The sequence below is a fragment of the Marinobacter sp. es.048 genome (assembly GCF_900188435.1).
In the GTDB taxonomy this organism is placed as follows: domain Bacteria; phylum Pseudomonadota; class Gammaproteobacteria; order Pseudomonadales; family Oleiphilaceae; genus Marinobacter.
Map to the genome: position 1 here is coordinate 1,388,584 of NZ_FYFA01000002.1, position 26,983 is coordinate 1,415,566.

General features: G+C 57.3%; 23 protein-coding genes and 1 riboswitch. Of the genes, 9 read left to right on the forward strand and 14 right to left on the reverse strand.

All coding sequences use genetic code 11. From position 1 onward, the window contains the following. Positions 1-9: 9 nt before the first annotated feature. The 5 genes from gcvH to thiC all read right to left on the reverse strand — a co-directional run bounded on the left by gcvH (position 10) and on the right by thiC (position 4,635). Positions 10-402 carry a glycine cleavage system protein GcvH gene (gene gcvH, locus CFT65_RS17430; protein WP_088829323.1) on the reverse strand — a complete coding sequence of 131 codons (393 nt, stop codon included), beginning with the start codon at positions 400-402 and terminating at the stop codon, positions 10-12. Positions 403-584: 182 nt separating this feature from the next. Continuing rightward, positions 585-1,391, reverse strand: a complete 807-nt coding sequence (cpdA, locus tag CFT65_RS17435; protein WP_088829324.1) for a 3',5'-cyclic-AMP phosphodiesterase — start codon at positions 1,389-1,391, stop codon at positions 585-587. A gap of 202 nt (positions 1,392-1,593) precedes the next feature. Continuing rightward, the gene (locus CFT65_RS17440) at positions 1,594-2,079 is read right to left on the reverse strand and encodes a DUF1249 domain-containing protein (protein ID WP_088829606.1); all 486 of its coding nucleotides are present in this window, start codon (positions 2,077-2,079) and stop codon (positions 1,594-1,596) included. Then, a complete protein-coding gene (locus CFT65_RS17445) occupies positions 2,079-2,696 on the reverse strand; it encodes an NUDIX domain-containing protein (RefSeq protein WP_088829326.1) in 618 nt (205 codons plus the stop codon). The genes CFT65_RS17440 and CFT65_RS17445 overlap by 1 nt, the downstream gene beginning before the upstream one ends. A 61-nt stretch (positions 2,697-2,757) precedes the next feature. Then, positions 2,758-4,635 (reverse strand): phosphomethylpyrimidine synthase ThiC, encoded by a 1,878-nt coding sequence (thiC, locus tag CFT65_RS17450; protein WP_088829327.1) that lies wholly within the window; start codon positions 4,633-4,635, stop codon positions 2,758-2,760. Between the two features lie 88 nt (positions 4,636-4,723). Beyond that, positions 4,724-4,846: riboswitch (TPP riboswitch) on the reverse strand. A gap of 183 nt (positions 4,847-5,029) precedes the next feature. On the opposite strand from thiC, the gene CFT65_RS17455 reads away from it, so the two are divergent. Further along, positions 5,030-6,412 (forward strand): TolC family outer membrane protein, encoded by a 1,383-nt coding sequence (locus tag CFT65_RS17455; RefSeq protein WP_088829329.1) that lies wholly within the window; start codon positions 5,030-5,032, stop codon positions 6,410-6,412. 48 nt (positions 6,413-6,460) lie between these two features. On the opposite strand, the gene waaA is transcribed toward CFT65_RS17455, so the two are convergent. Continuing rightward, positions 6,461-7,714 (reverse strand): lipid IV(A) 3-deoxy-D-manno-octulosonic acid transferase, encoded by a 1,254-nt coding sequence (gene waaA / locus CFT65_RS17460; RefSeq protein WP_088829330.1) that lies wholly within the window; start codon positions 7,712-7,714, stop codon positions 6,461-6,463. Positions 7,715-7,834: 120 nt separating this feature from the next. Between waaA and lpxL the strand changes: the two genes are divergently transcribed. The 4 genes from lpxL to CFT65_RS17480 are packed head-to-tail and all read left to right on the forward strand — an operon-like array spanning position 7,835 to position 11,992. Then, entirely contained in the window at positions 7,835-8,782 is a 948-nt protein-coding gene (lpxL, locus tag CFT65_RS17465) for an LpxL/LpxP family Kdo(2)-lipid IV(A) lauroyl/palmitoleoyl acyltransferase (RefSeq protein WP_088829332.1), read from the forward strand. A 50-nt stretch (positions 8,783-8,832) separates the two neighbouring features. Continuing rightward, positions 8,833-9,828 carry a mitochondrial fission ELM1 family protein gene (locus tag CFT65_RS17470; protein ID WP_088829333.1) on the forward strand — a complete coding sequence of 332 codons (996 nt, stop codon included), beginning with the start codon at positions 8,833-8,835 and terminating at the stop codon, positions 9,826-9,828. Next, positions 9,825-10,940, forward strand: a complete 1,116-nt coding sequence (locus tag CFT65_RS17475; protein WP_088829334.1) for a glycosyltransferase family 4 protein — start codon at positions 9,825-9,827, stop codon at positions 10,938-10,940. The genes CFT65_RS17470 and CFT65_RS17475 overlap by 4 nt, the downstream gene beginning before the upstream one ends. Next, the gene (locus tag CFT65_RS17480; RefSeq protein ID WP_088829336.1) at positions 10,937-11,992 is read left to right on the forward strand and encodes a glycosyltransferase; all 1,056 of its coding nucleotides are present in this window, start codon (positions 10,937-10,939) and stop codon (positions 11,990-11,992) included. The genes CFT65_RS17475 and CFT65_RS17480 overlap by 4 nt, the downstream gene beginning before the upstream one ends. A gap of 23 nt (positions 11,993-12,015) precedes the next feature. Here CFT65_RS17480 and CFT65_RS17485 read toward each other — a convergent pair whose 3' ends face one another. Further along, on the reverse strand, positions 12,016-12,810 hold the full coding sequence (locus tag CFT65_RS17485; RefSeq protein WP_088829337.1) for a glycosyltransferase family 2 protein: 795 nt from the start codon (positions 12,808-12,810) through the stop codon (positions 12,016-12,018). Positions 12,811-12,942: 132 nt separating this feature from the next. Between CFT65_RS17485 and CFT65_RS17490 the strand changes: the two genes are divergently transcribed. Genes CFT65_RS17490 through CFT65_RS17500 form a run of 3 tightly spaced genes read left to right on the forward strand, consistent with a single transcriptional unit; the run spans position 12,943 to position 17,269 of the window. Beyond that, on the forward strand, positions 12,943-14,364 hold the full coding sequence (locus CFT65_RS17490; protein WP_088829338.1) for a mannose-1-phosphate guanylyltransferase/mannose-6-phosphate isomerase: 1,422 nt from the start codon (positions 12,943-12,945) through the stop codon (positions 14,362-14,364). After that, the gene (locus tag CFT65_RS17495) at positions 14,361-15,266 is read left to right on the forward strand and encodes a lysophospholipid acyltransferase family protein (RefSeq protein ID WP_088829339.1); all 906 of its coding nucleotides are present in this window, start codon (positions 14,361-14,363) and stop codon (positions 15,264-15,266) included. The genes CFT65_RS17490 and CFT65_RS17495 overlap by 4 nt, the downstream gene beginning before the upstream one ends. Further along, positions 15,260-17,269 carry a glycosyltransferase gene (locus tag CFT65_RS17500; protein WP_088829340.1) on the forward strand — a complete coding sequence of 670 codons (2,010 nt, stop codon included), beginning with the start codon at positions 15,260-15,262 and terminating at the stop codon, positions 17,267-17,269. The genes CFT65_RS17495 and CFT65_RS17500 overlap by 7 nt, the downstream gene beginning before the upstream one ends. Here the strand turns inward: CFT65_RS17500 and CFT65_RS17505 are convergent. The 4 genes from CFT65_RS17505 to CFT65_RS17520 are packed head-to-tail and all read right to left on the reverse strand — an operon-like array spanning position 17,228 to position 21,223. Next, positions 17,228-18,274: a polysialyltransferase family glycosyltransferase gene (locus CFT65_RS17505; RefSeq protein ID WP_141103824.1), complete on the reverse strand. Its 1,047-nt coding sequence runs from the start codon at positions 18,272-18,274 to the stop codon at positions 17,228-17,230. The two genes, CFT65_RS17500 and CFT65_RS17505, sit on opposite strands and share 42 nt — an antisense overlap. Positions 18,275-18,308: 34 nt before the next feature. Next, positions 18,309-19,388: a CDP-glycerol glycerophosphotransferase family protein gene (locus tag CFT65_RS17510; RefSeq protein WP_088829342.1), complete on the reverse strand. Its 1,080-nt coding sequence runs from the start codon at positions 19,386-19,388 to the stop codon at positions 18,309-18,311. Beyond that, entirely contained in the window at positions 19,389-20,507 is a 1,119-nt protein-coding gene (locus CFT65_RS17515) for a glycosyltransferase family 4 protein (RefSeq protein WP_088829343.1), read from the reverse strand. After that, a complete protein-coding gene (locus tag CFT65_RS17520; protein ID WP_088829344.1) occupies positions 20,504-21,223 on the reverse strand; it encodes a 3-deoxy-D-manno-octulosonic acid kinase in 720 nt (239 codons plus the stop codon). Before CFT65_RS17520 ends, CFT65_RS17515 begins: the two co-directional genes overlap by 4 nt. Before the next feature lie 158 nt (positions 21,224-21,381). On the opposite strand from CFT65_RS17520, the gene CFT65_RS17525 reads away from it, so the two are divergent. Continuing rightward, the gene (locus CFT65_RS17525) at positions 21,382-22,440 is read left to right on the forward strand and encodes a glycosyltransferase family 9 protein (RefSeq protein WP_088829345.1); all 1,059 of its coding nucleotides are present in this window, start codon (positions 21,382-21,384) and stop codon (positions 22,438-22,440) included. A 101-nt stretch (positions 22,441-22,541) separates the two neighbouring features. Here the strand turns inward: CFT65_RS17525 and CFT65_RS17530 are convergent, their stop codons facing one another. The 3 genes from CFT65_RS17530 to glnE all read right to left on the reverse strand — a co-directional run bounded on the left by CFT65_RS17530 (position 22,542) and on the right by glnE (position 26,946). Next, a complete protein-coding gene (locus tag CFT65_RS17530) occupies positions 22,542-22,949 on the reverse strand; it encodes a DUF6165 family protein (protein ID WP_088829346.1) in 408 nt (135 codons plus the stop codon). Positions 22,950-23,036: 87 nt separating this feature from the next. Further along, positions 23,037-23,963, reverse strand: coding sequence for a branched-chain amino acid transaminase (locus CFT65_RS17535; RefSeq protein ID WP_088829347.1), 927 nt, complete (start codon positions 23,961-23,963; stop codon positions 23,037-23,039). Between the two features lie 76 nt (positions 23,964-24,039). After that, a complete protein-coding gene (gene glnE, locus CFT65_RS17540) occupies positions 24,040-26,946 on the reverse strand; it encodes a bifunctional [glutamate--ammonia ligase]-adenylyl-L-tyrosine phosphorylase/[glutamate--ammonia-ligase] adenylyltransferase (protein ID WP_088829348.1) in 2,907 nt (968 codons plus the stop codon). Positions 26,947-26,983: the final 37 nt, after the last annotated feature.

Below are 26,983 nucleotides of genomic sequence, written 5' to 3' on the forward strand. Positions count from 1 at the left end.
GGAGAATTGCTACCCCTCGGCCGCCACATGCTCCGAATAGGCCACAGCATCCATCAGGCCATCCAGCTCACCGGCATCCTCAAGTCTGACCTTATATAGCCAGCCATCACCATAAGGATCCTCATTGACCTTCTCAGGCTCATCCTCGAGGCTCTCGTTCACCGCGATAACCTCACCCGTCACCGGACTGAAGACATCCGAGGCCGACTTGACCGACTCCGCCACACCAGCTTCCTCGCCACCATTAACCGTCGCGCCCACATCCGGAACCCCGATATAAACCACATCACCCAGTTGCTCCTGGGCAAAATCGGTAATGCCGACCGTCGCTGTACCGTCATCTGCCAGGCGAACCCATTGGTGGGTCTCAATGTATTTAAGGTCTGCGGGTATCTCACTCATAGTCTGGTTTCCTGAACGAATTTTTTGCGCAGTTTAACTGAAGACGTTAACTCCAGCGAACCTCACTTGCCAGCTTTAAGCAGCAGAGTGGGTTGACCCGACGGGGGGCACTCTCATTGAGATTAACAATTTGCAGCGTTCAAAAGCACAGTGGCTGAGACAAAGTAACTGGAGCAAGGCGCTCAGTAACCCGTGCTGTTCTGGTCCAGCTCAAACCGGAAATCTTTCGCCCGGCGGACTTTCGTGGTGAAGTCCCCGGAGTCGTGGAATTCGAACCAACGGTAGCCCGGCGGCAAATCCTCAACCGAGAACTGGCTGGAACCGGAGGTGAACTGGATACAGGTGGACGGCGTCGCCATCAGGTGCACGCCGTTACGTTCACGTTCATGCTCCTGGTGAATATGCCCCCACAATACGATCCTGACTTGGGGGAATCGATCGACCACCTGCCAGAAGGCATCCCGGTTGGTAAGTCCGATTTTTTCCATCCAGTCGGAACCGATATCTACCGGGTGATGATGCAAGGCAACGACTGCGGGCAGATCCGGGTTCTGTTCCAGGGTTTGAGCCAGGAAGTCCAGCTCTGAATCGGCCAGAGCCCCGAAGACCATACCGGGCACGGAAGAGTCCAGCATGATGAATTGCCAGCCACCCTGAATCACATGACGGTCGCAGGCATCATACTCCCCGGCAACTTTCATCAGGTTATCACCATGATCATGGTTGCCGGCAATCCAGACGGAAGGACAGGAAAACGCCTTCAGGCTCTCGCCAAACACGCGGTAGGCCTCTACCGAGCCGTCCTGGGCTAGATCCCCGGTGGCCAGGATGAGGTCCGGCTGGCCGTGCACTTTCAGCACTTCGGCAATAACCGCTTGCAGGCTTTCCCGGGTTTTGACGCCCAACAGATCTCCGTCGGCACGCGCCATCAAGTGCGGATCAGTCAGCTGCAGTACCCGCAGTGGCCGGGCTTGTTCCTTTCTGGTCATGGCTTTCTGGATCTACTCACTGGCAATACATGGTCTGAGCATAAGTGTACGACGCCGGTTCGCGTATTTATCACTTTCGAATCGAACCGGAGTCACATTCTTGCCAGGCTTTGGTGAAATATTGCAATTTTTGACAACTATGGCACATCGGTGAGCCATAGCCACACCACTTTAGTACAGGATGGACCTGTAACAGGCTGCCTCAGTCGACGCCTTCACCGGCAGACCAAGCTGCATGTTCCATAGGTAGGTGACCAAACCGCAGACAGTAATCCAGCCAATCGGCAAGAAAGCCGTTGACCTGAACCTTTTCGTCCGGGTGATGCATGAAGCGATTGGGATAATCATTGACCGGAGCAATCTGGCGATCACGGTAGCAGCTGATCACTTCGGCCATATTGGCGTCGTGGTAGACCCGCACGGTCATTCGAGGGTTGTTTAACCAACGCCCGGAATTATGAACCTGCTCAAGCAACAGGGTTTCGGTGAACTTTGCTGTCTGGAGCACCTGAATCCGGACTCGTCCCAGGTAATGGTTCTCCCGATGCAGCTCGAATTCGCAGACGGGCTTGCCGTCCACCTCCAGCTGCCGCAGTTTCTGTAACCGCTGATAGTTTCCATCACACAAGGCGCCCAGTTGCCTCAGATCCGGAACGTACCGCTTGGGCTTCATGGTCCATTCACCCATCATTGCCACCCTTTCCTCAAACGGGCCCGATTCAGCTCGAGCCACTGGAGAGCAATAATGGCGGCAGCGTTGTTTATACGGCCATCGTGGATCATCGCTATGGCATCATCCGATGACACCACATGGGCGCGGATATCTTCGTGTTCATGTTCCATACCATATAGCCCGCCCGCATCTTCGGTGCTCACGCGGCCACAGTAGAGATGAATCATTTCAGTACTGCCACCGGGGGAAACCAGGTAATCGCAGATTTTTTCCAACGGCTCAAAGGTAAGCCCGGCCTCTTCCTGGCCCTCCCTCTGGGCGACCTCTTCCGGACTCTCGCCATCTTCGTTCATGCCGGCTACCAGCTCCAGCAGCCACGGCGACTGGTCGCGGCCCAGTGCACCCAGGCGAAATTGCTCCAGCAGAACCACTTCGTCCCGTTCCGGATCGTAGGGAAGTACACAGGTAGCGTCGCCACGAATAAAGAGTTCGCGGGTAAATACCGGCATGTCCCGGCCATCAAAACGCGGGTGGGTCAACCAGAGCTTATCCATGCGGAAGAAGCCCTGGAAGACGGTTTCACGTTTTTCGACGTTGACGTCGTTGGCTTTGAACTGGAACGGTTTGGCCATTTTTTGTCCGGTCGTTGAATCGACTTCGAACGATAGCCTTTAGTTGGGCATTACTTCAAGTTCAAACCTTGTCGTAAAGCTTACTCCCGGACTCCACGAACTGGCGGGATTTCTCCTGCATACCGGCATCCACCGCGGATACCTCGTCCAGGCCGTGCTCCTTCGCATAATCCCTGACCTCCTGGGAAATCTGCATGGAGCAGAATTTCGGACCGCACATGGAACAGAAATGCGCCACTTTGGCGGACTCCTTGGGCAGGGTTTCGTCGTGATAGGCGCGGGCCGTGTCCGGGTCCAGCCCCAGGTTGAACTGGTCTTCCCAGCGGAATTCGAAACGGGCCTTGGACAGGGCGTTGTCGCGAATCTGGGCGCCTGGGTGCCCCTTGGCCAGGTCGGCGGCGTGGGCGGCGATCTTGTAGGTAATGATGCCGGTTTTCACGTCGTCCTTATTAGGCAGGCCCAGATGCTCCTTGGGTGTGACATAGCAGAGCATTGCGCAGCCGAACCAACCGATCATGGCGGCACCGATACCGGAGGTGATGTGATCGTAACCCGGAGCGATGTCGGTGATCAGCGGGCCGAGAGTGTAGAACGGGGCTTCATCGCAGCATTCAAGCTGCTTGTCCATATTCTCCTTCACCAGATGCATGGGAACGTGGCCCGGGCCCTCGATCATGCACTGCACGTCGTGTTTCCATGCGATCTTGGTCAGTTCGCCCAGGGTTTCCAGCTCGCCGAACTGGGCCGCGTCATTGGCATCGGCGATGGAACCGGGGCGCAGGCCATCGCCGAGACTGAAGGACACGTCATAGGTCTTCATGATTTCGCAGATGTCTTCAAAGTGCTCGTACAGGAAGCTTTCCTTGTGATGAGCCAGGCACCACTTGGCCATGATGGAACCACCCCGGGAGACGATGCCTGTGGTGCGCTTTGCAGTCATGGGCACATGGTGCAGGCGCACGCCGGCGTGGATCGTAAAGTAATCCACTCCCTGTTCGGCCTGCTCGATCAGCGTATCCCGGAAGATTTCCCAGGTCAGGTCTTCGGCCACGCCGCCGACTTTTTCCAGGGCCTGGTAAATCGGCACGGTGCCGATAGGGACCGGCGAGTTGCGGATGATCCACTCCCGGGTTTCGTGAATGTTCTTGCCGGTTGACAGGTCCATGACGGTATCCGAGCCCCAGCGGATGCCCCAGGTGAGCTTTTCCACTTCTTCCTCGATGGAGGAACTGACGGCGGAGTTGCCGATGTTGCCGTTGATCTTCACAAGGAAGTTGCGACCGATGATCATCGGTTCGGTTTCCGGGTGGTTGATATTGGCGGGGATGATGGCGCGGCCACGGGCCACTTCTTCACGCACAAACTCGGGCGTGATCTCCGGCGGCAGGTTGGCACCGAATGACTGGCCCGGGTGCTGATCATCCAGCAGGCCGTTCTCGCGGGCTTCCTGCAGCTTCATGTTTTCGCGAATGGCGATGAATTCCATCTCCGGAGTGATGATTCCCCGGCGGGCGTAATGCATCTGACTGACGTTCTTACCCGGCTTGGCGCGCAGTGGCTTGCGCTCGTCCATAAAACGGAGCGGGTCCAGTTGCGGATCTTTCATTCGGCGGCGGGTGAATTCGGAGGAGTAACCTTGCAGCTGTTCGACATCGTCGCGCTCTGCAATCCACTCCGCTCTCAAAGGCTTGAGACCTTTGCGCAGGTCGATAGTCGCATCCAGATCCGTGTAAGGTCCGGAAGTGTCGTACACCACAACCGGTGGATTTTTTTCTCCGCCCATCTCGGTCGGGGTGTCCCGGACGGTAATTTCCCGCATGGGCACCCGTAGATCGGGTCGGCTACCCTGGACGTAGATTTTACGGGAACTTGGCAAAGGTTTAATGGCGGCGGAATCCACCTGTGCGGAATCGCTGAGGTAATCAGGCAAGTTGGTCATCATTCGCTCCCGGAACAATTATTGGATTTCGGGTCGCGTATGACGGAGCTTTCGACACGGACTCCCTCTGGGGAGAACACTGGTCTTTCAGCACTGTAGTCTTAAATCCCTACGCCGGTATTATCCGGATCAGGTCGCGGGTTCTGCGATGCAATCTCAGCCGGTTGCTCCCATTTCTTCGGAAAGCAGACCAGCACCCCGTCAAGACGCGAATCTGTAATGCGTGACACCCAGAATGGATGCCATTTGCAAGTGTAGAGCTGCAGGCAATTATTGTCCATAATGACCAACCAGACCCGTCTGCCCACGAAAACGGGGATAGCTTGCGTGCCCGCCAGCCCGACACGCACCCCGACTACCGGGCAAAGATGCGTAACCGTATTCAGGAGACAGAATGAAGAAGCGATTGCTTTCCGGACTTATTGGCCTCATGGCGGCCCAATCCGCCCTTTCCATGGATCTGGTCGAGACCTATGAGAAAGCACTTTCCTACGACTCCGGCATTGCCGCAGCCCGGGCAAGCTTTGAAGCCCAACAGGCAGCCAGCGATGTCAGCCAGAGCGCATTGCTGCCCCAGATCGGCGCCTTTGGTGAAGGCAACTACATTGATGTAGATGGCCCCAGCCAGGACAACAGCTACCGGGAACTGAACTACGGTGTCCAGCTTACGCAGCCACTGTTCCGGGCCGACGCCTGGTTTCGCTATGACGCCAGCAAGTTTCAGACTGAATCGGCTCGCGCAGAATACAACCTTGCCCAGCAGCAGCTGATCCTGGACGTTGCAACCGCTTACTTCAACGTGCTTCGGGCCCGGGACACTGTCACCACTGCCCGGGCAACCGAAGCTGCCATCCAGCGCCAGTACGAGCAGGCCCAGGAACGCTTTGATGTGGGCCTGATTGCCATTACCGAGGTCTATGAGGCGCGGGCCAGTTACGATGACAGCAAAAGCCAGCGCATTGCCGCCGAAAACCAGCTCAACGTGGCCCGGGAACAACTGGCCCGGCTGACCGGTGAGTACGCCGAGGAACTGGACAACCTTCGTCAGAACTTCCCCCTGGGCCGTCCGGACCCCATGGATCCGTCCGCCTGGGAAGCAACCGCCCTGGAGCAGAACTGGTCGATTCAGTCTGCCCTGTATGAGCTCAACGCCAATGAAGCTGGCCTTCGGGAAGCGAAGGCCGGCCACTACCCGACTGTGGACTTGAATGCGTCCTACGGGAAAACAGATCTCAGCGGAATTGACGCCGCCAACGCGCCCATCACCAGTCAGCAAGATGGCACCACGACACGCGGGGCCATCGGCCTCACTCTGAATGTGCCGCTCTACAGTGGTGGTGGCACACAGGCAGGCGTCCGCCAGCAACGCTCACTGGTAACTGTGGCAGAGCAGTCGTTGAATACGGTTCGTCGAGATGTTCGTGTAAATACGAGAAGCCTGTTCCTGACCGTCAACAATAATGTTGAAACTGCCTCGGCACTGGAGCAGACCATCGTCTCCCGCCGTAGTGCACTGGACGCGACCCGCGCAGGCTATGAAGTGGGAACACGGAACATCGTCGAGGTGCTGGACGCCGAGCGGGCCTACTACGTTGCTCTCAGGGATTACGCCAACGCCCGCTACGACTACGTGATCAACTCACTTCAGCTGAAACAGGCCGCTGGCACCCTGAGCCCCCAGGACCTGATCGAGCTGAACAATTGGTTGAGCGCGGCAGCGCCGGGTATCGAGGCGCTGGCAAACGAGGAAAAAACACTGGACGATCTGAGCCGGTGAATGTCAGGGCGAGCCTGCGGGCTCGCCCTGACCTTTCCGAGAGAGGGTTCAGACCCGTTCGATAATGCCGTCGACCACCTTGTCGAGTGCGCCCCGATTCTTGTTAACAACCTCTAATGCCCTCTGGCCAATTGCTTCACGCTCCTGCTCGTCACTAAAGAGGGACGACACATGCGCGGCCAGATCATCTGCATCGGCAACCAGCTTAACGCCCCGATCGTCGAGCAGGCGTTGGTAAATGGTTTCGAAATTAAAGATGTGCGGGCCAGAAAACACCGGGATGCCCCATCCGGCGGGTTCGAGGGGATTGTGGCCGCCGCGCTCTATGAGCGACCCGCCGACAAAGGCCTGGTCGCTGGCTCCGTAGAGCATCATTAGCTCCCCCATGGTATCTCCGAGATACACCTGCACCTGGCCCGGGTCCTCTCCACGCGACCGGCGGGCCAGAGTCAGACCTTCCTTCACCGCTTTTTCTGCCACCGGCTCAAAGCGGTCGGGGTGTCTCGGAACCAGGATAAGTAGCGCGTCCGGATGCTCTGTCAAAACCTTTCCATGAGCCGCAAGTAGTTGATCGTTCTCGCTGCCATGGGTGCTGCCGGCAATCCAGACCGGCCGACCTGCCAGCTCATGCCTGAGCGCTGCGGCCGAGGCTCGTACATCCTCTGGAATATCCACGTCAAACTTTACGCTGCCTGTGACGGCAACTTTGGCAGGCGCAACCCCTATACGCCGGAACCGCTCGGCGTCTTTTTCAGCCTGGGCAGCCACCCAGCTGATACTGCGCATGATAGGAGCGGCAAGGCCGCGAATACGATCGTACCCCCGGGCAGATCGCTCTGACAGACGGGCGTTGATAAGGAACACGGGAACCCGGCGGGCCCGGCACTGGCCAATCATGTTCGGCCAGATTTCGGTCTCCATGATAACCAGTATCCGGGGATTGGCCCGATCAAGAAAACGTCGGATAGCACCTGGCGTGTCGTAGGGTGCGTAGGCGTACTCCACCTGATTACCAAACATCTTGCGCGCCTGGGCCAAACCGGTATCCGTCATGGCTGTCATGAGGATAGTGATACCCGGGTTCCGGGCCAGCAGACGCCGGACCATTGGCGCAGCGGCGATGGTTTCACCCACCGAAACGGCATGAACCCACACAACTGTTCCGTTCTGCCTGGGCACAATGCCCAGGCGCTGGTACCAGTTACGCCTGAGTTCCGGAGCTCGACGTCCGTTCCACCACAGGCGCAGCAGGATGAACGGCAAAATCAGCCGAATAAGCTGGGAATAGATAAATTGCAGCACACAGGACTCCGGGCAAAACAGTGCGCTATCATAGCGCAAAACCTATTGATTTGCTTCCGATTGATCGCTCGGGCCATTGGGCCACCATTGATCAATTCAGACTTTGCAGGACCCGCTTTAGTGAAAAAGAAATACCGCAAATTACCGCGAAACACGGATTACTCGGCCTACCGCCATCCCCGCTGGTGGCCCACCTGGCTGGGAATCGCCTTGATGTGGTGTGTGTCCCGGCTGCCAATACGCGTTCAATGGTGGTTGGGCAAGCTGGCGGGACTGCTGGCGTTCCGCTTTGCCCGCAGTCGCCGGCACATCGCCGAGGTGAATATCCAGCTTTGTTTCCCGGAGCTCAACGCCGCTCAGCAATCGGCGCTGGTCCGGAATGCGTTTATTGCCAATGGTATCGGCTTGCTGGAACTCGGCATCGCCTGGTTTCGTGATCCAGCCAAACTGACAGCGATCACAGAAGTCCATGGCCTTGAGCATTTCGAGCAAGCCCTGAATCATGGCAAAGGCGTTTTGTTGCTTGGCGGCCATTACAGCACCCTGGACCTCGGCGGTAGCTTGGTGACCGAGTTCATCGAAGCAGATGTCATGCAGCGGGATCACAACAACCCATTAATGAACGCGGTGATGACAAGAGCCCGGGAACGCCGCTATGGCACGGTACTGGGCGCCAGAGACCTCCGGGGCCTGTTCCGCAGCCTAAAGAAAAACCGGGCGGTCTGGTATGCCACCGATCAGGATTACGGCCGCAAGGATATTGTCTTTGCACCGTTCTTCGGAATACCGGCGGGCACGATTACCGCAACATCCCGGATTGCAGAACGCAGTGGCTGCAAGGTGGTTCCGTTCAGTCATTTTCGGCGTGACGATGGGCCGGGTTACGACATTTACTTTCACCCTGCCCTTGAGAACTTTCCCAGCGGCGATGATCTTCAGGATGCCACACTGATCAACCAGACTATCGAGCGGGAAGTGCGGCGCGCGCCGGACCAGTATCTGTGGATGCACCGGCGCTTCAAAACCCGCCCGGATGAGAACGACCCGGGCTTCTACGAACGCCGGTAAAACCAGAGAACTCAGGCAACACGGAGGCCGGCATTGCATGCCGGAACACCATGGCCAAAACCGAGCCCAGGACGCAGGATGCATCCGCACCCGTGGTGTGGCTTCTGACCGACAACAAGCCGGGTCACCGGAATCAGCTGAAGGGGCTTGGAAACCGGCTTCGCGTCCTGGCTGGAGCAAGCACCTACTGGATCGACGCCTCCACCATGAAAATACCGCTTTGGCGTGCGCTGCTAGCCTCTCCGCCACGAATGGAGGCGTCACTGCCACGCCCCGACCTGGTCATCGCTGCCGGGTCTGGCACGCACCGACTACTGCTTGCCCTGCGCAAGCTACGCGGAACCCGAACACTGATTATTATGAAGCCCGCATTCCCACTGGCTCTGATCAGCGGCGCCCTGGTTCCGGCCCACGATCGTCTCCAGGCCAGCCCGCGAGTCCTGTTAACCGAGGGCGTTCTGAATACCATCACGCCTCTGGCCAGAATCACCGAGAAACGGGAAGCACTCCTGCTCATAGGCGGGCCCTCACCGCATTTCGACTGGGACGACGACGTCGTCCTGGGTCAGGTATCGCATCTGATCGGCCATTACCCTGACTGGCGCTGGACCATCAGCACCTCCCGGCGAACACCGGAAGCCATGCAGGAACGCCTCGACGAAATGGCCGGGCTGCGAATTACCGTGGTTCACCCCAAGCAGACCCACGAGGACTGGCTCAGCCACCAACTTTCCGCCTCACGGGCGGTCTGGGTGACCCCGGACAGCATGTCCATGGTCTGTGAGGCAGCAACCTCCGGAGTGCCAACCGGCCTTTTCGAGCTGCCTGCCAGGTCTGGCAGCCGGGTTGTGAACGGTGTGGAACGGCTGGTCCGGGACGGGTATGTTGCCCAATGGACCGACCATGCCAGCGTCATGGCAGGCAGAGCCGATCATGACAAGACGCTCTGGGAAGCCAATCGCGCAGCCCGATGGGTACTCGAAAACGGGTTGCTGCCAAAGAGCCAGAAAACCAATCAACGCCTGCACAAGGGGACCAAACCTTGAGAATTCTTCAGGCACTTCCAGCGCTGTACAGTGGCGGCGTGGAACGCGGCACCGTAGAGTTCGCCGCCGATCTCGTGAAACGCGGCCACGAATCCTTTGTCGTCTCCAAGGGCGGCCCTATGGCGGAACAACTGCGGGGACAGGGTTCGAAGCATATTTTCATGCCGATTCACCGGAAGAATCCAGCGTCCTTCGGGCAAATCCTGCCGATGCGCAAACTGCTTCTTGAACTGAAGCCGGACATCGTTCATGTCCGCTCCCGCATGCCCGCCTGGATTATCTTCCTGGCCCTGAAAAGCATCCCAAAGCGGGAACGCCCGGCGGTTGTTTCCACCTTCCACGGCATGTATTCCGTGACACCCTACAGCGCCATCATGACTCGCGCCGATCACATCATTGCCGTGTCCCAGTGTGTGCGGGATTACGTGATAAGCAACTACCACGTACCCGAAGAAAATCTGACCGTCATCCAGCGGGGCGTGGATGTGGATGCCTTTCATCAGCGGGAGCTTCCACAGCAATGGCTGGACCGCTGGTTCCGTCAGTATCCACAGCTTGCCGGCAAGAAAATCATCATGATGCCGGGGCGAATTTCCCGCTGGAAAGGCCAGTTGGATTTCCTGGCCATGATGGCGAAACTGGTGCGGGAGCGGCCCGATTGCCATGGCATCATTGTGGGCGGCGCGGAACCCGGTAAGGAGCATTTCCTTGATGAGCTGGAAAAGGAGCGGGCACGCCTGGAATTGACCGACAAAGTCAGCTTTCTGGGCCAGCGCAATGACATGACCAATCTGTACCTGCTGTCCGACGTGGTCTGCCACATGAGCACCAAGCCCGAGCCCTTTGGCCGGACGGTGACCGAAGCCCTTGCCTCGGGCACACCTGTCGTGGCCTATAATCGTGGCGGGGCGGCAGAAACCCTGCAGGCCTGCTTCAGGGATGGCCTGGTGACGCCAGACAACGTGGAGGAATTCGCCCAGTCCGTTTCCCGGATGCTGGATGCCGAACCGCCGGCCATCGAGATTCCTTACCGTTTCCGGTTGGAAGCACAGACAGAAGCAAGTCTGAAGGTGTACGAAAAAGTGCTGACCAACGCCGCTGGCCGATCATGACTTCACCCACAAAATTAACCATCGCCCTGCTGGTCGCCACACCCGGCACCACCTGGGGCGGTATGGAAAAACACACCGCCGATCTGGCGGGCGCTCTGGCCGAACGGGGGCATAACGTCCATGTGCTGGGCCATAAAACCTACGGGGACAAGTTCCCTGCTGGCGTCCACTTTCATCCACTACCTGTTCGACTCGGGCGACGGAACCTCTGGCTCCAACTGGCCCTACGCCGGCGACTTCGAGAAATAGTACCTGATATTCTGCACGCCCAGGGCAACAAGGCTGCGCAGCTCGCGGCGAAAACCGGAAAACTTGCCCGAGTGCGGGTCGGCACGGTGCACGGCACCAAGTCCAGCCACAAGGCATTTGATCGCCTCGACGAGATCATTGCCGTAAGCCCCAGGATTCTGGCTACTCTGCGACACCCCCGGAAACACCTTATCTACAACGGTGTGGAGTCCAGGAGCCAACGAATGACAACAGACGACGGCCCGGAGCTACCGTCAGGAGTCACCAATGTAATCGCCGTTGGACGACTCGAATCCGTCAAAGGTTTTGATGCGCTGATCAGAGCCTGGGCCATGCTCGGCGATTCGGTACATCGCTGCCATCTGACCATTTTTGGCGAGGGCAGCCAGCGATCACAGCTCGAGCAGTTAATTCGCCAGTTGAAACTGGAACACTCGGTAACCCTCGCAGGGTTACGGGAATATCTGGCGCCCATCTACGACAGAGCCGAATTGACGGTGATCAGTTCCGAACGGGAAGGCTTTCCCTATGTACTGGCGGAGTCCCTTCTCAGTGGCTGTCCGGTTGTCTCGACTCCGGTATCGGGCCCGCGGGATCTTCTTCCGACGCCATCTCTCAGCGCGGGCCACAAGGATGGGGACCTTGCCGAACTGATAGCACGAGCGCTCGCTGATCTGGAGACACTGAAACAAAGTCAGCAGTCCGCCATGGCATTTGCCCGTAGAACTCTCACGATCAATGCCATGGCGGAGCAGACGGAAGCGCTATACCTGAAGGCAATCGGCGAGCAACGAGGCACTTGATGTCCGCTGTATTCGGCTGAAAGCTACCGTGCATTTTCCCTCTCAAACTCGGATAGCACCTGCATCTCCCGAGCCTTTGCCAGGCGCATGAAGTTCCTGTTGGCTGCGGTAATGGCAACGCTCAGGCCAAACCAACCGTTAAGAATCTGGCGGTGCAGCAGGTAATATTTCAGGAACTTCAAGGGAAACTCGGCGAACAGGCGGGCGCTGGAAATTCTCCGTCCCTTTGCGGCGATATAGCGGGCCTGCTCCGTCGACAACTGGCAGTACTTGCGCTCCATCTGCTCCAGGGAAATCAGCGTGCGATGCAGCACATCACCCTTGAGGTCCAGAACTCGACCGGCTTTCACCTGAGGCCGGTCATTGTTGCTGTCTTTTTCGGGCTCAATCGTTGCCTTGTTACGGTTGTAAAGCCTGAGGATTTTCTTCGATTTATCATGACGGAACGGATGCCTGGGATCGGGCTGGGACAGCACCCAGCGCATACGGAACCCCGCAATGTCCGGGTCAACCGGCTTTGAAAACAGGCCCTTGATGTTGGCCACAAGCTCGTCCGACAGCACCTCATCCGCATCCAGATCCAGCACCCAGTCATTGCGGCAAAGACTTGCGGCAAAGGCTTTCTGGCAGGCAAAACCCTGCCAGTCGTTATGAACGAACCGGGCGCCCGCCGCCTCTACAATTTCACGGGTTCGGTCAATACTCCCGGAATCGACTACGATAATCTCATCAACCCAGCCGGAAACCTTTGTGAGGGATTCCGGCAATCGCAGTTCTTCGTTCTGGGTGATGTAATAAACGGATAACGGTAGCTTCATCAAAATTCCTGGTATCGGGGCGATCAGTTTACGGACTGGTCAGAACAATATCATGGTTGCCTTATGATAAGATGGCGCGCCTGATTTTGATGTTTTTCTTGGCATTCTTTAACTCAAGCCCGGAGTGTACAGATGATTCACCCCGTCATTATGGCTGGCGGCACCGGCTCACGCCTTTGGCCGATGTCTCGCCAGCTGAATCCGAAGCAGTTCCTGAAACTGACCAACGGCCCCCTGTCGATGCTGCAGGCCACCGTTGCGCGGCTTGAGGGCATGGACGCAGCAAATCCACTTCTGATCTGCAACGAAGAGCACCGGTTCCTGGCTGCGGAGCAAATGCGCCAATCCGGTCACGAGGATACGCGGATCATCCTGGAGCCCTGCGGCCGGAATACCGCCCCGGCCATTGCGCTGGCAGCAATACAGCTGACCGAGGCCGCGGAAAACGGCGCCGACGATCCCCTGATGCTGGTCTTGGCGGCCGATCATTTGATCAAGGACGTTACGGCTTTTCAGGAAGGGGTGAAGAAAGCCATTCCGCTGGCGCGAGAGGGAAAGCTGGTCACCTTTGGCATTGTTCCGAACCATCCGGAAACCGGTTACGGCTACATACATCGGGGCAAAGAGCTGGGGCCCGACAGCTACCTGGTGGATGCGTTTGTTGAAAAGCCGGACCAGGCAACCGCACATCGTTACCTCGACTCGGGTGAGTACTTCTGGAACAGTGGGATGTTCCTGTTTGGCGCCCGCCAGTACCTGAAGGAACTGGAAGCCCATCGCCCCGACATTCTGACCGCCTGCCGTGCCGCCATCGCCGATACCGCTGATGATCTTCATTTCACCCGGATCAACGCCGAGCGCTTCGCGGAGTGTCCCTCGGACTCCGTTGATTACGCGGTCATGGAAAAGACCGACAAGGCCGCCGTGGTGTCACTGGATGCCGGCTGGAGCGATATCGGCTCCTGGTCGGCGCTCTGGGAAGTCAGTGACAAGGACGCGGACCGCAACAGCCTGACCGGCGACGTGATCACCCATAACACCGCTAACACGCTGGTCCGCGCCGACAGCCGACTTGTCGCAACGGTCGGCGTGGACAATCTGGTGGTTATCGAAACCAAGGATGCCCTGTTGGTTGCCCATAAAGACAGCGTTCAGGACGTGAAAACTGTGGTGGAACGGATCAAATCCGATGGCCGCCACGAGCACATGAATCACCGGGAAGTTTACCGGCCCTGGGGCGTTTACGACTCCATCGACAACGGCGCTCGCTATCAGGTCAAACGGATTACGGTCAAACCCGGCGCCAAGCTCTCTGTGCAAATGCATCACCATCGCGCAGAGCACTGGATTGTCGTTAGTGGCACAGCCCGTGTCACCAACGGCGATAAGACCTATCTGGTCACCGAAAACCAGTCCACTTTCATTCCAATCGGTCAGGTGCACTCGCTGGAAAATCCGGGCGTGATCAACCTGGAACTGATCGAAGTCCAGTCGGGCTCTTACCTGGGCGAGGACGACATTGTGCGTTACGAGGATCGGTACGGCAGGAAATGAGCAAGCTCAAGTATTTCGTCATTGCCGGGCTGCTCAGGATTGCCGGATGGTTATCCCTTGCCGGCGCCCAGCGGGTGGGTCGTTTCGTAGGCTATCTGGTTTGGCGACTGCCCACCAAATCCCGCCAGGTAACCGACATTAACCTGTCCATCTGCCTCCCCGAGCTTTCAGACACCGAACGCGCGGTTACGTCAAAGAGGTCCCTGGCCCAGACTGGCATGACCATGCTCGAAGTTCCTCTGATGTGGGAATGGCCGGTGGAGAAATGCCTTGGCCTGATCCGGGAAACCGAGGGCCTGGAACTGATCGACAAGGCCATGGCCGGCGACAACGGGCTGATTCTCCTCGCACCGCACCTGGGCAACTGGGAACTGGCGGGGTTGTTCTTTTCCTCGCGCTACAAGATGGCGGCGCTCTATAGCCCGCCGAATATGCCCGAATTCGAAGACTATATGATCAAGGTCCGCGGACGGCTTGGCTCTGAACTGGTCCGGGGCGACCGACGCGGCCTTGCCCGACTCGCCTCGATCCTCCGGGAAGGCGGCGTTGCCGGGATCCTGCCGGATCAGTCACCCCGCGGCAAGGGCAACGCCTTTGCACCTTTCTTTGGCATGGAAGTGAAGACCATGACCTTGGTGTCCAAGCTGATCCAGCGGACCGGCGCCAACGTTCTGATTACCTATGCCGAGCGCCTGCCGGATGCTTCCGGATTCCGGATTGTCGTACGCGAGACCGGCCCGGGCCTCGGTGACAAGGATCCTGTGGCCGCAACGACTGCTATGAATCACGCCATCGAACAATGCGTGCGAGAAATCCCAGAGCAGTATCAATGGGAGTACAAGCGCATGCGCCATCGGCCGCCCGGCGAAATCAACCCCTATAATCCGGACCGAGTATGTTGAACCCCAGACTGGCCTTTCATGCACTGCTGATCATCGGGCTCGGCGGCGCACTCCTGTCCTCAAGCATCCTGGCCGGCGCGACCCTCTTGCTTGCGATTGCTGGAATGGTACTCAGTGTTCGGAAATCCTTGCACAAAACCGGATGGGACAAGCCCAAAGAACTCCGCCTCCTGCACTTTTCCTTCTGGTTCTTCGTGCTGGTGAGTCTTCTGTCCTGGGTCCTTGAAGGGTTTGATTATGAGGGTGGAAAAACCCTTGGCACGCACGCCAGGTTTCTCCTGTTCTGGCCCCTGATCGTTGCCATCAGCTATGCACGGATTGGCGCCCGCACCACTTTTGCTGCCATCGGACTGATGGCTGTGTCTGTCATCGGGATTTTTCTGGTGACCATTGCTGCCCGCCAGGGCGCGCTTGGTCAGGTGTTGAATTCGCGTTTTGGTGGTGGAATCAATCCTATCAGCTTTGGCAACCTCGCCCTTCTGGGGGGCATGTTGACGATCGTCGCTGCCATGTTTTTTGTCCGGGACAAACGGTTGGGCCTGGCAGTACTGTTTTTTATCGGTGGAACGGCGGCCGTTCTCATTTCCATGTTGTCGGAAACCCGCAGCAATCTGGTGGCTCTGCCATTCCTTTTGGTTGCGCTGGCACCACTGCTCAGCAAAAGACTTCGAATTGCCGGATTGATTGTTGTGCCAATTCTCGTCGCCGGCGCGATTATCACCAGCGACCGAATGTCCAGCTCGCTCAATGGATTGCTGCATGATGGCCAACTGGACTCCGGCATGGAAATTCGCCTGGAAGTCTGGGGGCAGGCGCTGAACATGCTCAGAGAAAGCCCCTGGTCGGGCGCTGGCCTTGGTGGCTACACTCACCGCATAGAATCGGAAGTTGCCGCGGGCAATCTGCCAGAGCATTTCCTGGACTGTTGCACGGGGCATGCCCATAACGATCTGCTGAACAATGCCGCAACCAGCGGCATTCCGGGCATTCTCAGCTGGGCCCTGCTTATCTTTATACCGCTGGCGATCTTTGCCAAAAACCTAGTCAGCCGCCACTCGGCAACGGCTCATTTGGCCGCGGCCGGCTTTATGGTGTCCGTTGGCTACTTTTTCTTCGGCCTGACCGAAGCCACCTTCAATCGGACTTTGTTCCTCACCTTCTACCTGCTGACTGTTAGCTCCATCGCCTCGGCCATGTTTACAGAGTTGAGTGCGTCCTATGTTCGAAACAGGGCCCGCAAGGTGTCTGCGACCATCATCACGAAAAACGAAGAAGACCACATCACCGACTGCTTGAAGTCCGCAAGGCTGGTTGCCGACGAAATTATCGTTCTGGACAGCGGCAGCACTGACAGAACAGTGGAACTGGCCAGAGAGCTGGCGGATGTTGTCAAAGTCACAGACTGGCCTGGCTTTGGCATCCAGAAACAGCGAGCTCTCGAGAAAGCGACAGGAGAGTGGGTGCTGTCACTGGATGCCGATGAGCGTGTCACACCGGAGCTGGCAAGGGAGATCAACGATCACCTGGCCGATCCCGACGCGGACGCCTACAAGCTTCCCTGGGCCGTAACAATTTACGGCAGCCGCCTGGATTTCGGCCGCAGCGGGCGAGCCCCGCTCCGGCTGTTCCGTCGCGAGGGCGTAAGTTTTTCGGACGCCCTCGTACACGAGCGGATACTGATTCCGTCCGGACGCAAGATCAAAACTCTGAGGGGCCGGCTCACGCACTACACACACCGGGACTTTGGCCATTCTCTGGAGAAAAGCGCGAAGTACGCCTGGCTTGGCTCCCTGGAGAAACACCGCAAAGGCAAGAAGACCCGAACCATGATCTACCCCACCCTGCGGGGCCTGATGACGTTCGTGCAGGTGTACTTTATTCGGTTCGGGTTTCTGGACGGTGCGGTGGGCTATCTTACCGCTGTGACGTACGCACAGGTGACGTTCAACAAGTATGCCGGGTTATGGACTCTGGATCGGCCGGCCCGCTTTGAAAAGTCGTGACCCCCGAAGGAGCGTCGTTTCCACGCCGACGCTCCTGAACATACGCCTTATTTCGTCATAGTAAGGGAGCCGGGCGCCCAGAGCGGCATCATCGATCTGGAACACCTGGATTTCCGGGAATATCTTTTTCAGGGTAAACAGAGCGGTTGAAGCAAAGCTGTAGAAAGCGAGATAGATTTCCCCGGACAGAGCCACTTCGACCTCGATCGGACGACCGGCCTGCCGTATCTCGAGCGGAAATTCTGCCAGCAAAGCCTCCAACTCTTCCCTGCTTTCCTTTCGGTGCATGAAGTACACCACGCGGCTATCAGGATGACGCTCCACCACGTGCTGGATTTGCAGTTTCAATTGCTGAAGCCGATCCTCACCACCAAAGGGCTGGCCAAGGAACCCGACCATGGGCGTCTGGCGATTGTCGCAGGCCGTTTTTTTGAAAGTTTTACGAAACACCGGGAAATCGTGAACACGCACCTGGACAAGCTCGGAGTTCGGTAACGGAAAGAACGTGAAGAATGCGATCACCTCCGGAACAACACGATGGATCCTGATCCCCATGGTTCGCAAAAGTCGCTTCTTGGCCGGTGAAATCCTGGAGGCGATGCCCTCGTCGTGAATGGCGTGGTAGTAGGTTACTGTTGCCAGGCCGTCATCCACGAAAATCAGCTGTTCGCTGTCGAATCCCCGATAAAACACTTCGTGAATCCAGCTGGCTTTGTTCCCGATGAACAACCTTCTGATTTTACGTCGCGTAAGACTCTTGGCGACCGCCCCCAGACGGAGATAAAAAGAACTTTTTTTCAGATAGATGGTTTCAATACCCTGCCAGCCCAGAGCCTCGGCCAGGAAGGCCATCTGTCCCTCGGTCTCCCGGTTATCAGGCCGGGCAATGACAAGAAGTGTTGTTTCAGCGCTGCAGCCATAATAGCGGCGAGCCTCCGAGCAACTGATCAGTTGGAGGGGCGTGCTCGCAACAAAAACGTTGATAGGACTGGCGGCGCTGCTCAAATCATTCGTTTCCCGGTCTGGATCTTCGAAGAATCTATCCTGAGCTTTCCGGTGCCATGCGTGCAAGCTCCTTCCGCAACCGGCGCCGGACTTTCAGTTTGCGTAACAGGTTTATCGGCTTTGGCTTGAGTTGGCTACGCTTGTTGATCAGGAAATCCTCAACCGCATCAAGAACCCGGCCGCTGGAACGACCATCCCGGAAACTGTGCAACTGGTCGCAAAGAGCTCGCGTTTCCTTCATCAGGGCATCGGGATACTGCACTGCCTCTTCCAGCGCTGACTCAACATTCTCCACTTCGTGGACGTCGATCAGATATGGACCAGGCATTTTGGTTCTGAAGGTAACCACCGGGCGATCCAGGAACATAAATTCGAACATGATCGAGGAGGTGTCGCAAAGCATCACATCCGCCTCCGGAAGCAGGGGCAACAAATCCTCATCGCTCTCGACAAAGCGAAGGTTCTCGTCGCTCAGCTTGCGATACTGATCCACCACGGATGGATCCATCTTCGGATGCAGGGTCACAATGAATTTCCAGCGACCACTCCTTGAAAGCTCTCCTATCTTGTCGACAAGATCCGGTGCCGAGGTAACGGAGCGACTGAAGGTTGAGGCGTAAAATACCACGGGCAATTCATTTTCCGAGCGGCGTCTCTTGCCCGCCTCTCGCTGCGACAGCAGAGGATCCAGCTTGGGCCAACCGGTATGGGCAACCCCGAAATGCTTGTATTGAACCGCCAGCTCACGGAATTTCTCCGTGTCTTTCAGGGCATGCGTGCAGTAAAGATCAAACCATCCCCGAATCCGGTAGTGATCACTTTCGTCCTCGCTGCTGTGACCTCGTTTGTTGCGGGCCATACCATGAAACACCTCCACTTTGATCCCCGGGAAAAAGTAGGGCACCCAATCCCCGGGCACGAAGGTTGCGTCCGCGTTGTAGTCCATGACTTCTTTAACAGAGACGAGACGCCTCTCGTCAGGCTGAAGCGGGGCCGTTGAGCACCCGGCTACGAACCAGGCAGCCTCATCACCGCGGCGACGAATCTCATCCTGCAACGGCCGCAGGATTGAATAGGAATAGGGTTGGTTTACAAAAAACAGGTACCGGCGCATTCAAGCCCTACCCGTCAACGATTTGTATAACTCACCCGTCTCCCTGACGGTCTGTGAGGTGTGGAAATCCCGGGCTATCCTTTGCCGCGCAGCTTGCCCAAGCAAGGCGGCCAGTTCCCTGTCTCGGTATAACCTCTCAATGGCCGCGGACAACTCAGGGGCATTTTTCGGTGCAACCACAATACCGCTGACTCCATCTTCTACCAGTTCGGGCATGCCACCGACATTGGTCACCACTGGCGTCACACCATAGACCATAGCCTCGATAACCGCTCGGGGCAGACCCTCCCTTTCCTTCGACGGAAGCACAAACACATCACTGGCGGCCGCAATGGCCGGCGCATCGGTTCGGAACCCCGTAAAGTGAATGCGCTCAGGGTGAGACGCGGCAGCAGCCTGCGCCTGAATCTCTTCGTTATCAATAACGTCTCCCACCAACAGCACATGCGCGTTCACATTCTCTGGCAGTTGATCCATAGCCTTTATGAGGTCGTCGAAGCCTTTTCGAGGGCTGTTGCGTCCGGTGCAGCACACCACGAATGCGTCCTCAGGAACACCAAACTGGGTCAGATCAGCCTTGGGCGATTGATACCAGTCCAGGTCGTGCCCTTTATAGATTCTCTGAAGCTTCCGTTCAGGAATGTGCATCCACAGAAACCGGAGGCTGGCCAGGTAATCCTTGATGGCATCGGCGACACAGACAATCTTGCTGACGCGTGGGTGCAGGAACGTAATCCAGGATTCCGGATTGAGAAAACTGATGTTACCGATCACACCACGATAGGCGACGATCTTGATATCTGTGCCCCTGGAAGCGCGTAATCCGCAGGCCAGGGCCCGGGGATTGTAGGCATGGATGACCTCGTAGTTTTTCTTCGCCAGTTGTTGGCGGATGGACTCGGTGCCTTCTTTGTCAAAGCGGTTCTTCAAGGCCATGGGACAGGCAACCATGCCCTCTTCGACAAGACGCTGATAATTCTTGCCCTTCGGGTTACACATGACGTCGACATCAAATCCGGCCTTCCTGAGGCCGATAAAGAGCTCAGTCTCCGGACGATCACACGCATCCGTAAGACAAAGAATCGACGGAAGCGATCCGCCATGCCGTGGATTGGTCAAGTGGCCATTCCCCTGTTGTATCCGTTCATAAAGTAACTCCAGACCTTCGCCCGGGCGTCTTCTCCAGCCACCTTCACCAGCGACCGCGAGAAGCGATCAAGATTGGCCTCTTTCCAGCCCGCCGGGGCATTGCCTGTAGTAATCAGCCGGCTCTTGTCAAAATCAATCAGAAAGAACTCCTCTCCCCGAACCAGTATATTGAAGCAGTTCAGGTCTGCATGCATGACACCGGCGTCGTGAAATCGACGAATGGTTTCTCCGATGGACACCCATGCATCAACGTCCAGCTCGGAAATAAGATCGGCCAGCGGCAAAGTGTTCTCCAACCGTTCAATAATGATGGCGGCCCGATACTGAATCGGCGACAGTTTCCGGTACCAGGCGGCGACTGGTCGGGGTACGGGAAGCCCCTGGCTGACCAGTTTGTTCAGCAACCGGAATTCTGCAAAGGATCGCACATTCTCCTCGCCGGTGAAGGCATAGGCGTAACGCGCAAATTTCGCTACCAACCCACCCCGGCGATATTCGCGAAGCACCAACCTGTCTTCTCCGGCCTGCAAAAACCAGGCACCGCCGCGACCGCCACTACTTACCCGCCGGGCCTGATCGCCCCAGGCATCGGCGTTGAACCAGTTTTCGGTAACTCTGCCCTCGTAATCGGGGTGAATCAGCATCGCCGAAGCCCTTTCCCGAATACAGATTTCAGACTCCACCATGCTGGGTACCCGGTCACCAAAAAGTGAAAGAAGACACGCCTAAGCTGCGCACGCCGGGACGGACACGCGCGAGTGCGTTAGAATGGCCGCCAGTTTACCAATGATTGCCGACAAAGCTCCACAGCACCAGGCCATAACCTGAACCGGATCAATACCCGATGAACTCCATCTGCATTCTCCGCCTATCCGCCATTGGCGATGTGACCCACGTGATACCTGTCGTTCTGAGCCTCCGGGAGCAACTTCCCGACGTGAAGATCACGTGGGTTATCGGCAAGATCGAAGCCAAGCTGGTTGGCGATCTGCCCGGTGTTGAGTTCATTGTTTTCGACAAAAAAGCCGGGCGCAAAGGCTACGCTGAGCTTCGCAGACAGATGCAGGGTCGCAAATTCGACGCGCTACTTCATATGCAGGTGGCGTTTCGAGCCAACCTCGCAGCTGCCTGCATCCCTGCCCAGGTCAGGATTGGCTATGACAGGGCCCGTAGCAAGGATCTTCACAGTTTTTTCATCAACCGCCGAATCAAACCGGCGCCCCAGCAACATGTTCGTGACTGCCTAGCCAGTTTCCTGGAGCCTTTGGGTCTGGAAGCAGCCCCTCCGCGCTGGCAGATTCCGCTGAGTGACTCAGACCATCATTTCGCGAGGGAGCAATTGTCCGCGGATCGCAGAAACCTTGTGATCAGCCCATGCGCCAGCCACACCCTGCGAAACTGGCCTTCAGAACGCTACGCACAGCTGGCCGATCATGCGGTACAGAAGCACGGAATGGGGGTAATCCTGGTGGGAAGCCCCGCCCCCTTTGAGGCCGAGTATTGCGCCACCATCGAAGCCGCAATGAAAGAAAAAGCCCACAACATCTGCGGCAAGGACACACTGAAGCAACTGACGGCGCTGATGACCCATGCCGATCTGGTGGTAGCCCCTGATACCGGCCCGGCCCATATCGCCAGTGCGATGGGCACCGACGTGCTTGGGCTGTTTGCGGCAAGCAATCCCTACCGCTCTGGGCCCTATAATTCTTTGGGATGGTGTGTGAATCGCTACCCGGAAGCCCTGGAGAAGTTCACCGGCAAAACGGTGGAACAGGCCCGGTGGGGGGCGAAAGCAGAGTTTGAGGGGGCGATGGAGCTGATCACGGTGGCGGATGCAACGGATATGCTGGATCGGTGGGTTGCAGCTCATCCGGCCTTGGAAACGGCAACGGCGCCTGAGTGACTTGACGCCGTTTGAGACCTTAGTCGGATTACGCTTTGCTAATCCGACCTACTGGTACTGAACAAGGGGTGCAGATGAGAGCGTTTATCTGACCCAGAGCTTCACTTGCGGGCGGTGTAGTCCTGGTAGGACTTCTCTTCCACGAAACGCGACCCCAGGGCCAGATTGACCTCTTTCTTGATAGCGGCGCGTTTATCGTTTGTTACATACACCGCGCGGGCCAGCGCAATGAATTTTGGACCAAAGTCCTGGGCCGCTTCCTGATCCCGAATGTCGTCTTCAATTACCCAGAGTTCTTCGTTTACCGCTTTCAGTTGCTGGCGAAGATCTGCGATTTCAGCGGCCTTGTCCTTTACCGCCTCGTCCCAGGTGGCACTCAGCTCATCCAGTTCAAGCCGGACGTTTTTGACCTTCGCTTCATCCTTGATGCGCTCGGACTTGATTTCGAGAATGGTGATTTTGTCCAGCACCTCGCCAAAAGATACCGGTACCTTGATAACGTCTGCCATTTGCTCGTCCCGCCAGTAAACAGGGTGGGTTAAATAACAAAGCCGCCGGGCTGAAACAGCAAACGGCGGCCTGCGATTATTCTGGAATCAGCCTTTTACGTGGGTCAACCAACCGCTGTGCTCGGCCAGCTTGCCCTGGACTGCATCAAAGTACATAGCCTGAAGCTTCTCGGTCACCGGGCCACGCTTGCCGGCGCCGATCACACGGCCGTCCAGCTCACGGATCGGCAGCACCTCGGCTGCTGTGCCTGTGAAGAAGGCTTCGTCGGCGATGTAGACCTCATCACGGGTAATCCGGCGCTCCTTGATAGGAATGTTGAGCTCACGCGCAAAATCCATGATCGTGGCACGGGTAATACCCTCCAGGCAGGAGGTGAGCTCAGGCGTATGCAGCACACCATCACGCATGATGAAGATATTTTCTCCGGAGCCTTCTGCAACGTAACCTTCGTTGTCCAGCAGCAGGGCTTCTTCGGCACCACCAGAAATGGCCTCATTCAGGGCCAGCATCGAGTTGATGTAGTTGCCGTTCGCCTTGGCCTTGCACATGGTGATATTGACGTGATGGCGCGTGTATGAGGACGTGCGCACTTTGATCCCCATTTCCTTCGCTTCCGGGGACATATAGGAAGGCCAGCTCCAAGCCGCAACCATTACGTGCACCTTGAGGTTATCGGCTCTCAGCCCCATGCCCTCGGAACCGAGAAACGCCATCGGACGCAGGTAGGCCTCGTCCAGATTGTTTTCACGTACCGCTGCACGCTGGGCCTCATTGATCTCGTCCTTGCTGAACGGCATTTTCATGTTCAGGATGTGGGCAGAACGGAACAGTCGATCGGTGTGCTCTTTCAGGCGGAAAATAGCCGGGCCATTCGCGGTATTGTAGGCCCGCACACCTTCAAAACAGCCCAGGCCGTAATGCAGGGTGTGAGTCAGGACGTGGGTCTTGGCATCCCGCCAGGGAACCATCTCACCATCCATCCAGATAACGCCATCGCGATCAGCCATCGACATTCTTCATTGCTCCTAAAAAAGCGTTTTTCGGGGAACCGGCATTCTAGCAGGAAAATCTGCCGGAATTGAATTTGCCTCAGGCATCAATCATCACTTTTTTCCACATGGCGCGGATGTAGTCACGCTCCTCAGTGAAGGCATCGCCGTCCACCTGGCTATTGAGGTTCTGAAGCGCCCGACGGTGGATGGTGGAGCGAAGGGCGATGAAAGTTTCCCTGAGTTTTTCGGCATCTTCCACCGCCATCACGCCGGCGCGCCCCAGCTCTTCCATCTGGCGAATGTTGTCAGACCACTGGGTCAGCTCTGGATGGTCCGAGCACCAGGCCAGCATCAGGTACTGGACCATGAACTCAATATCCACGATGCCACCGGTATCATGCTTGATATGGAACACCTCGGCCTGCCGGCTTTCCGGAGTGGCAAGGCTGGCGCGCATTTTCTCCCGCATTTCGACCACCTCTTTGCGAAGCTTCTCACGATCACGGGACTGGCAAAGGATGTCATGGCGAATGGCCTCAAAGGCTTGAAGAGTTTCACTGCATCCGGCAACCCCCCGTGCACGGGACAGCGCCTGATGTTCCCAGGTCCAGGCATCCTCGCGCTGATATTTTTCGAAAGCCTGCAGGGTGCTGACCAGCAGGCCCGAGTTGCCGGACGGCCGCAGACGCATATCCACTTCGTAGAGTTGCCCCGAGGGTGTCTGGGTGTTGAGGATGTGGACAATCCTCTGTCCGAGCCGCGTGTAGAAAACCGCATTGTCGATGGGCTTTTCGCCGTCGGTGGCCAGCTCCGGGTCGGCTTTGTGCACAAACACCAGATCGAGATCGGAGGTATAGCCAAGCTCGATCCCGCCCAGCTTGCCATAGCCAATGATCGCAAAATCGGTGTCACAGGCGGAACCATCATCCCTGCGTGGATAGCCATGGCGGCTGACCAGGTTGGCGAAGGCCACGTCCACCACGTGATCCAGAACCACCTCGGCTATCCAGGTCAGGTAGTCACTGACCTTCATCAACGGCAATGTGCCTTTCAGTTCGGACGCCGCCACCCGCAGGATATGGGCTTTCTTGAAATGCCGCAGGGACTCCATCTGCTCTTCCAGATCCTCAAATGGAATCCGCAGCATCTGCTGGCGCAAATCATCCTGCAATTCTGCTTTTGCGGGCGGGCTGTATAGGCTCTCTGCATTCAAAAGCTCATCCAGCAGGAGCGGCGTTTCCGCCAGCTGCCGGGCAATCCAGGGGCTCTCACTGCACAACCGGACCAACTGGGTACAGGCACCCGGGTTTTCCAGCAGTAACACCATGTAGGCCGTGCGCCGCAGAATCGCTTCTACCAACTGCAATACCCTGGAGAACGTCTCGGAAGGGTTTTCAACCTGGGTGAGCGCCTCAAGCAACATGGGCATAAACTGATTGAGGCGTCTGCGCCCCTGGGTCTGGAGATTCTGCACGGTCCGGTTTTCACGAAGTTCAGCCAGCTCCGCCAGCGTCGTGTCAGGGTCTTCATACCCTTGGGACTTCAGCCAATCGGCGGCGGCAGCCTCCTCCATTTCGGACAGCCAAAGTTCGAACCATCCTTCTTCAAGGGACTCTTGCCCCCCATCTTCGTCGTCTTCAGTCGTGATGATATTGGCAAAATGGGTAGCGACGCGTTCCCGGTGCTCTGTGAGACTCTTCTCACACGCCTGCCAGGTCTCGAAACCCATGATCGTGGCTACCCGCGTCCGGGAGAGCTCATCGTCCGGCAGCAACTGGGTTTGTTTGTCTTCCATACCCTGGAGCGCATGCTCCAGGTTTCTCAGGAACACATAAGCGTCGCGAAGCTCACGAACCACCGGCGACGGCAAAAGCTCGAGTTCTTCCAGTTCTTTCAGAATAACCAGCAGCTCCCGCTGCTGGAGCTCCCTGTCCCGGCCGCCTCGAATGAGCTGGAACGCCTGGACTACAAACTCGATTTCGCGGATACCGCCGCTGCCCAGCTTGATATTGTTTTCGAGCCCCTTTCGGCGCACCTCCCGGCCAATCATGGCCTTCATACTGCGCAGGGACTCGAAAGCACTGAAATCAATATACTTGCGATACACGAAGGGGCGCAGAGTTTCCATGAGTGCCTCACCCGCCCTTTGATCGCCAGCCACCACCCGGGCTTTGACCATGGCGTAACGCTCCCAATCCCGCCCCTGATCCTGGTAGTAGGTCTCCAGCGCCGCAAAACTCAGGGCCAGCGCACCGCTCTGGCCGTAGGGACGAAGACGCATATCCACCCGGAATACGAAACCATCTGCCGTTATCTGGTCCAGTGCCTGGATCAGCCGCTGCCCCAACCGAACAAAAAACTGCTGATTATCCAGAGAACGACGCCCGCCGACGGTTTCCCCCTTGCTCGGAAAGGCAAAGATAAGATCAATGTCCGAAGAGACGTTCAGCTCCCGACCACCCAGCTTGCCCATACCCAGAACCACCATTCTCTGGTCGGTTTCCTGGCCGGTTACCGGGTCAGCACCTCGAGGCGTACCGTATTGCTGGCAGGCGTCCTGGTATAGCCAGCTGAGCGCTCCATCAATACAGATGTCGGCAAATGCACTCGTCGCCGCCATGGTCTCAGCCAGGTCCGCCCATCGCATCAGATCCCGCCATATGATCCGGAACTGGGTCTCCATGCGGAATTGCCTGAGGGCCGAATGCAACCGAGGTTCACCATCAACCTCAGAAAGATACTCCTGCCACCGATTTTTGAGGTATTCCGCAGTGGTGGGCTCCGTCAGCGAACGGGAGCCCATCAGGGCCTGAATCTGGCCTGAATGGCGCTCCAGAGTCTGGCGCAGGAACAGGCTGCGGGAGATCGCAGTGGCCACCACGGCGTCATCCATACCTTCCGATGAGGTTAACCAGGCCGGAACTCCGTCCGAAAACACCGATTGCCAACACCCGGCGACATCATCCGCCAACGGTTTCGGAAGCCTGTGCCAAGGCTCGGACATAATACAATCCCCTGTCTGTCTGTTATATTTCCGGTAC

Excerpts from the sequence above, each read along its gene's own strand:
- gcvH (WP_088829323.1), bottom strand. The coding sequence starts at position 402 with ATGAGTGAGATACCCGCAGACCTTAAATACATTGAGACCCACCAATGG.
- cpdA (WP_088829324.1), bottom strand. The coding sequence starts at position 1,391 with ATGACCAGAAAGGAACAAGCCCGGCCACTGCGGGTACTGCAGCTGACT.
- CFT65_RS17440 (WP_088829606.1), bottom strand. The coding sequence starts at position 2,079 with ATGGGTGAATGGACCATGAAGCCCAAGCGGTACGTTCCGGATCTGAGG.
- CFT65_RS17445 (WP_088829326.1), bottom strand. The coding sequence starts at position 2,696 with ATGGCCAAACCGTTCCAGTTCAAAGCCAACGACGTCAACGTCGAAAAA.
- thiC (WP_088829327.1), bottom strand. The coding sequence starts at position 4,635 with ATGACCAACTTGCCTGATTACCTCAGCGATTCCGCACAGGTGGATTCC.
- CFT65_RS17455 (WP_088829329.1), top strand. The coding sequence starts at position 5,030 with ATGAAGAAGCGATTGCTTTCCGGACTTATTGGCCTCATGGCGGCCCAA.
- CFT65_RS17470 (WP_088829333.1), top strand. The coding sequence starts at position 8,833 with ATGGCCAAAACCGAGCCCAGGACGCAGGATGCATCCGCACCCGTGGTG.
- CFT65_RS17480 (WP_088829336.1), top strand. The coding sequence starts at position 10,937 with ATGACTTCACCCACAAAATTAACCATCGCCCTGCTGGTCGCCACACCC.
- CFT65_RS17485 (WP_088829337.1), bottom strand. The coding sequence starts at position 12,810 with ATGAAGCTACCGTTATCCGTTTATTACATCACCCAGAACGAAGAACTG.
- CFT65_RS17490 (WP_088829338.1), top strand. The coding sequence starts at position 12,943 with ATGATTCACCCCGTCATTATGGCTGGCGGCACCGGCTCACGCCTTTGG.
- CFT65_RS17495 (WP_088829339.1), top strand. The coding sequence starts at position 14,361 with ATGAGCAAGCTCAAGTATTTCGTCATTGCCGGGCTGCTCAGGATTGCC.
- CFT65_RS17500 (WP_088829340.1), top strand. The coding sequence starts at position 15,260 with ATGTTGAACCCCAGACTGGCCTTTCATGCACTGCTGATCATCGGGCTC.
- CFT65_RS17510 (WP_088829342.1), bottom strand. The coding sequence starts at position 19,388 with ATGCGCCGGTACCTGTTTTTTGTAAACCAACCCTATTCCTATTCAATC.
- CFT65_RS17520 (WP_088829344.1), bottom strand. The coding sequence starts at position 21,223 with ATGGTGGAGTCTGAAATCTGTATTCGGGAAAGGGCTTCGGCGATGCTG.
- CFT65_RS17525 (WP_088829345.1), top strand. The coding sequence starts at position 21,382 with ATGAACTCCATCTGCATTCTCCGCCTATCCGCCATTGGCGATGTGACC.
- CFT65_RS17530 (WP_088829346.1), bottom strand. The coding sequence starts at position 22,949 with ATGGCAGACGTTATCAAGGTACCGGTATCTTTTGGCGAGGTGCTGGAC.
- CFT65_RS17535 (WP_088829347.1), bottom strand. The coding sequence starts at position 23,963 with ATGTCGATGGCTGATCGCGATGGCGTTATCTGGATGGATGGTGAGATG.
- glnE (WP_088829348.1), bottom strand. The coding sequence starts at position 26,946 with ATGTCCGAGCCTTGGCACAGGCTTCCGAAACCGTTGGCGGATGATGTC.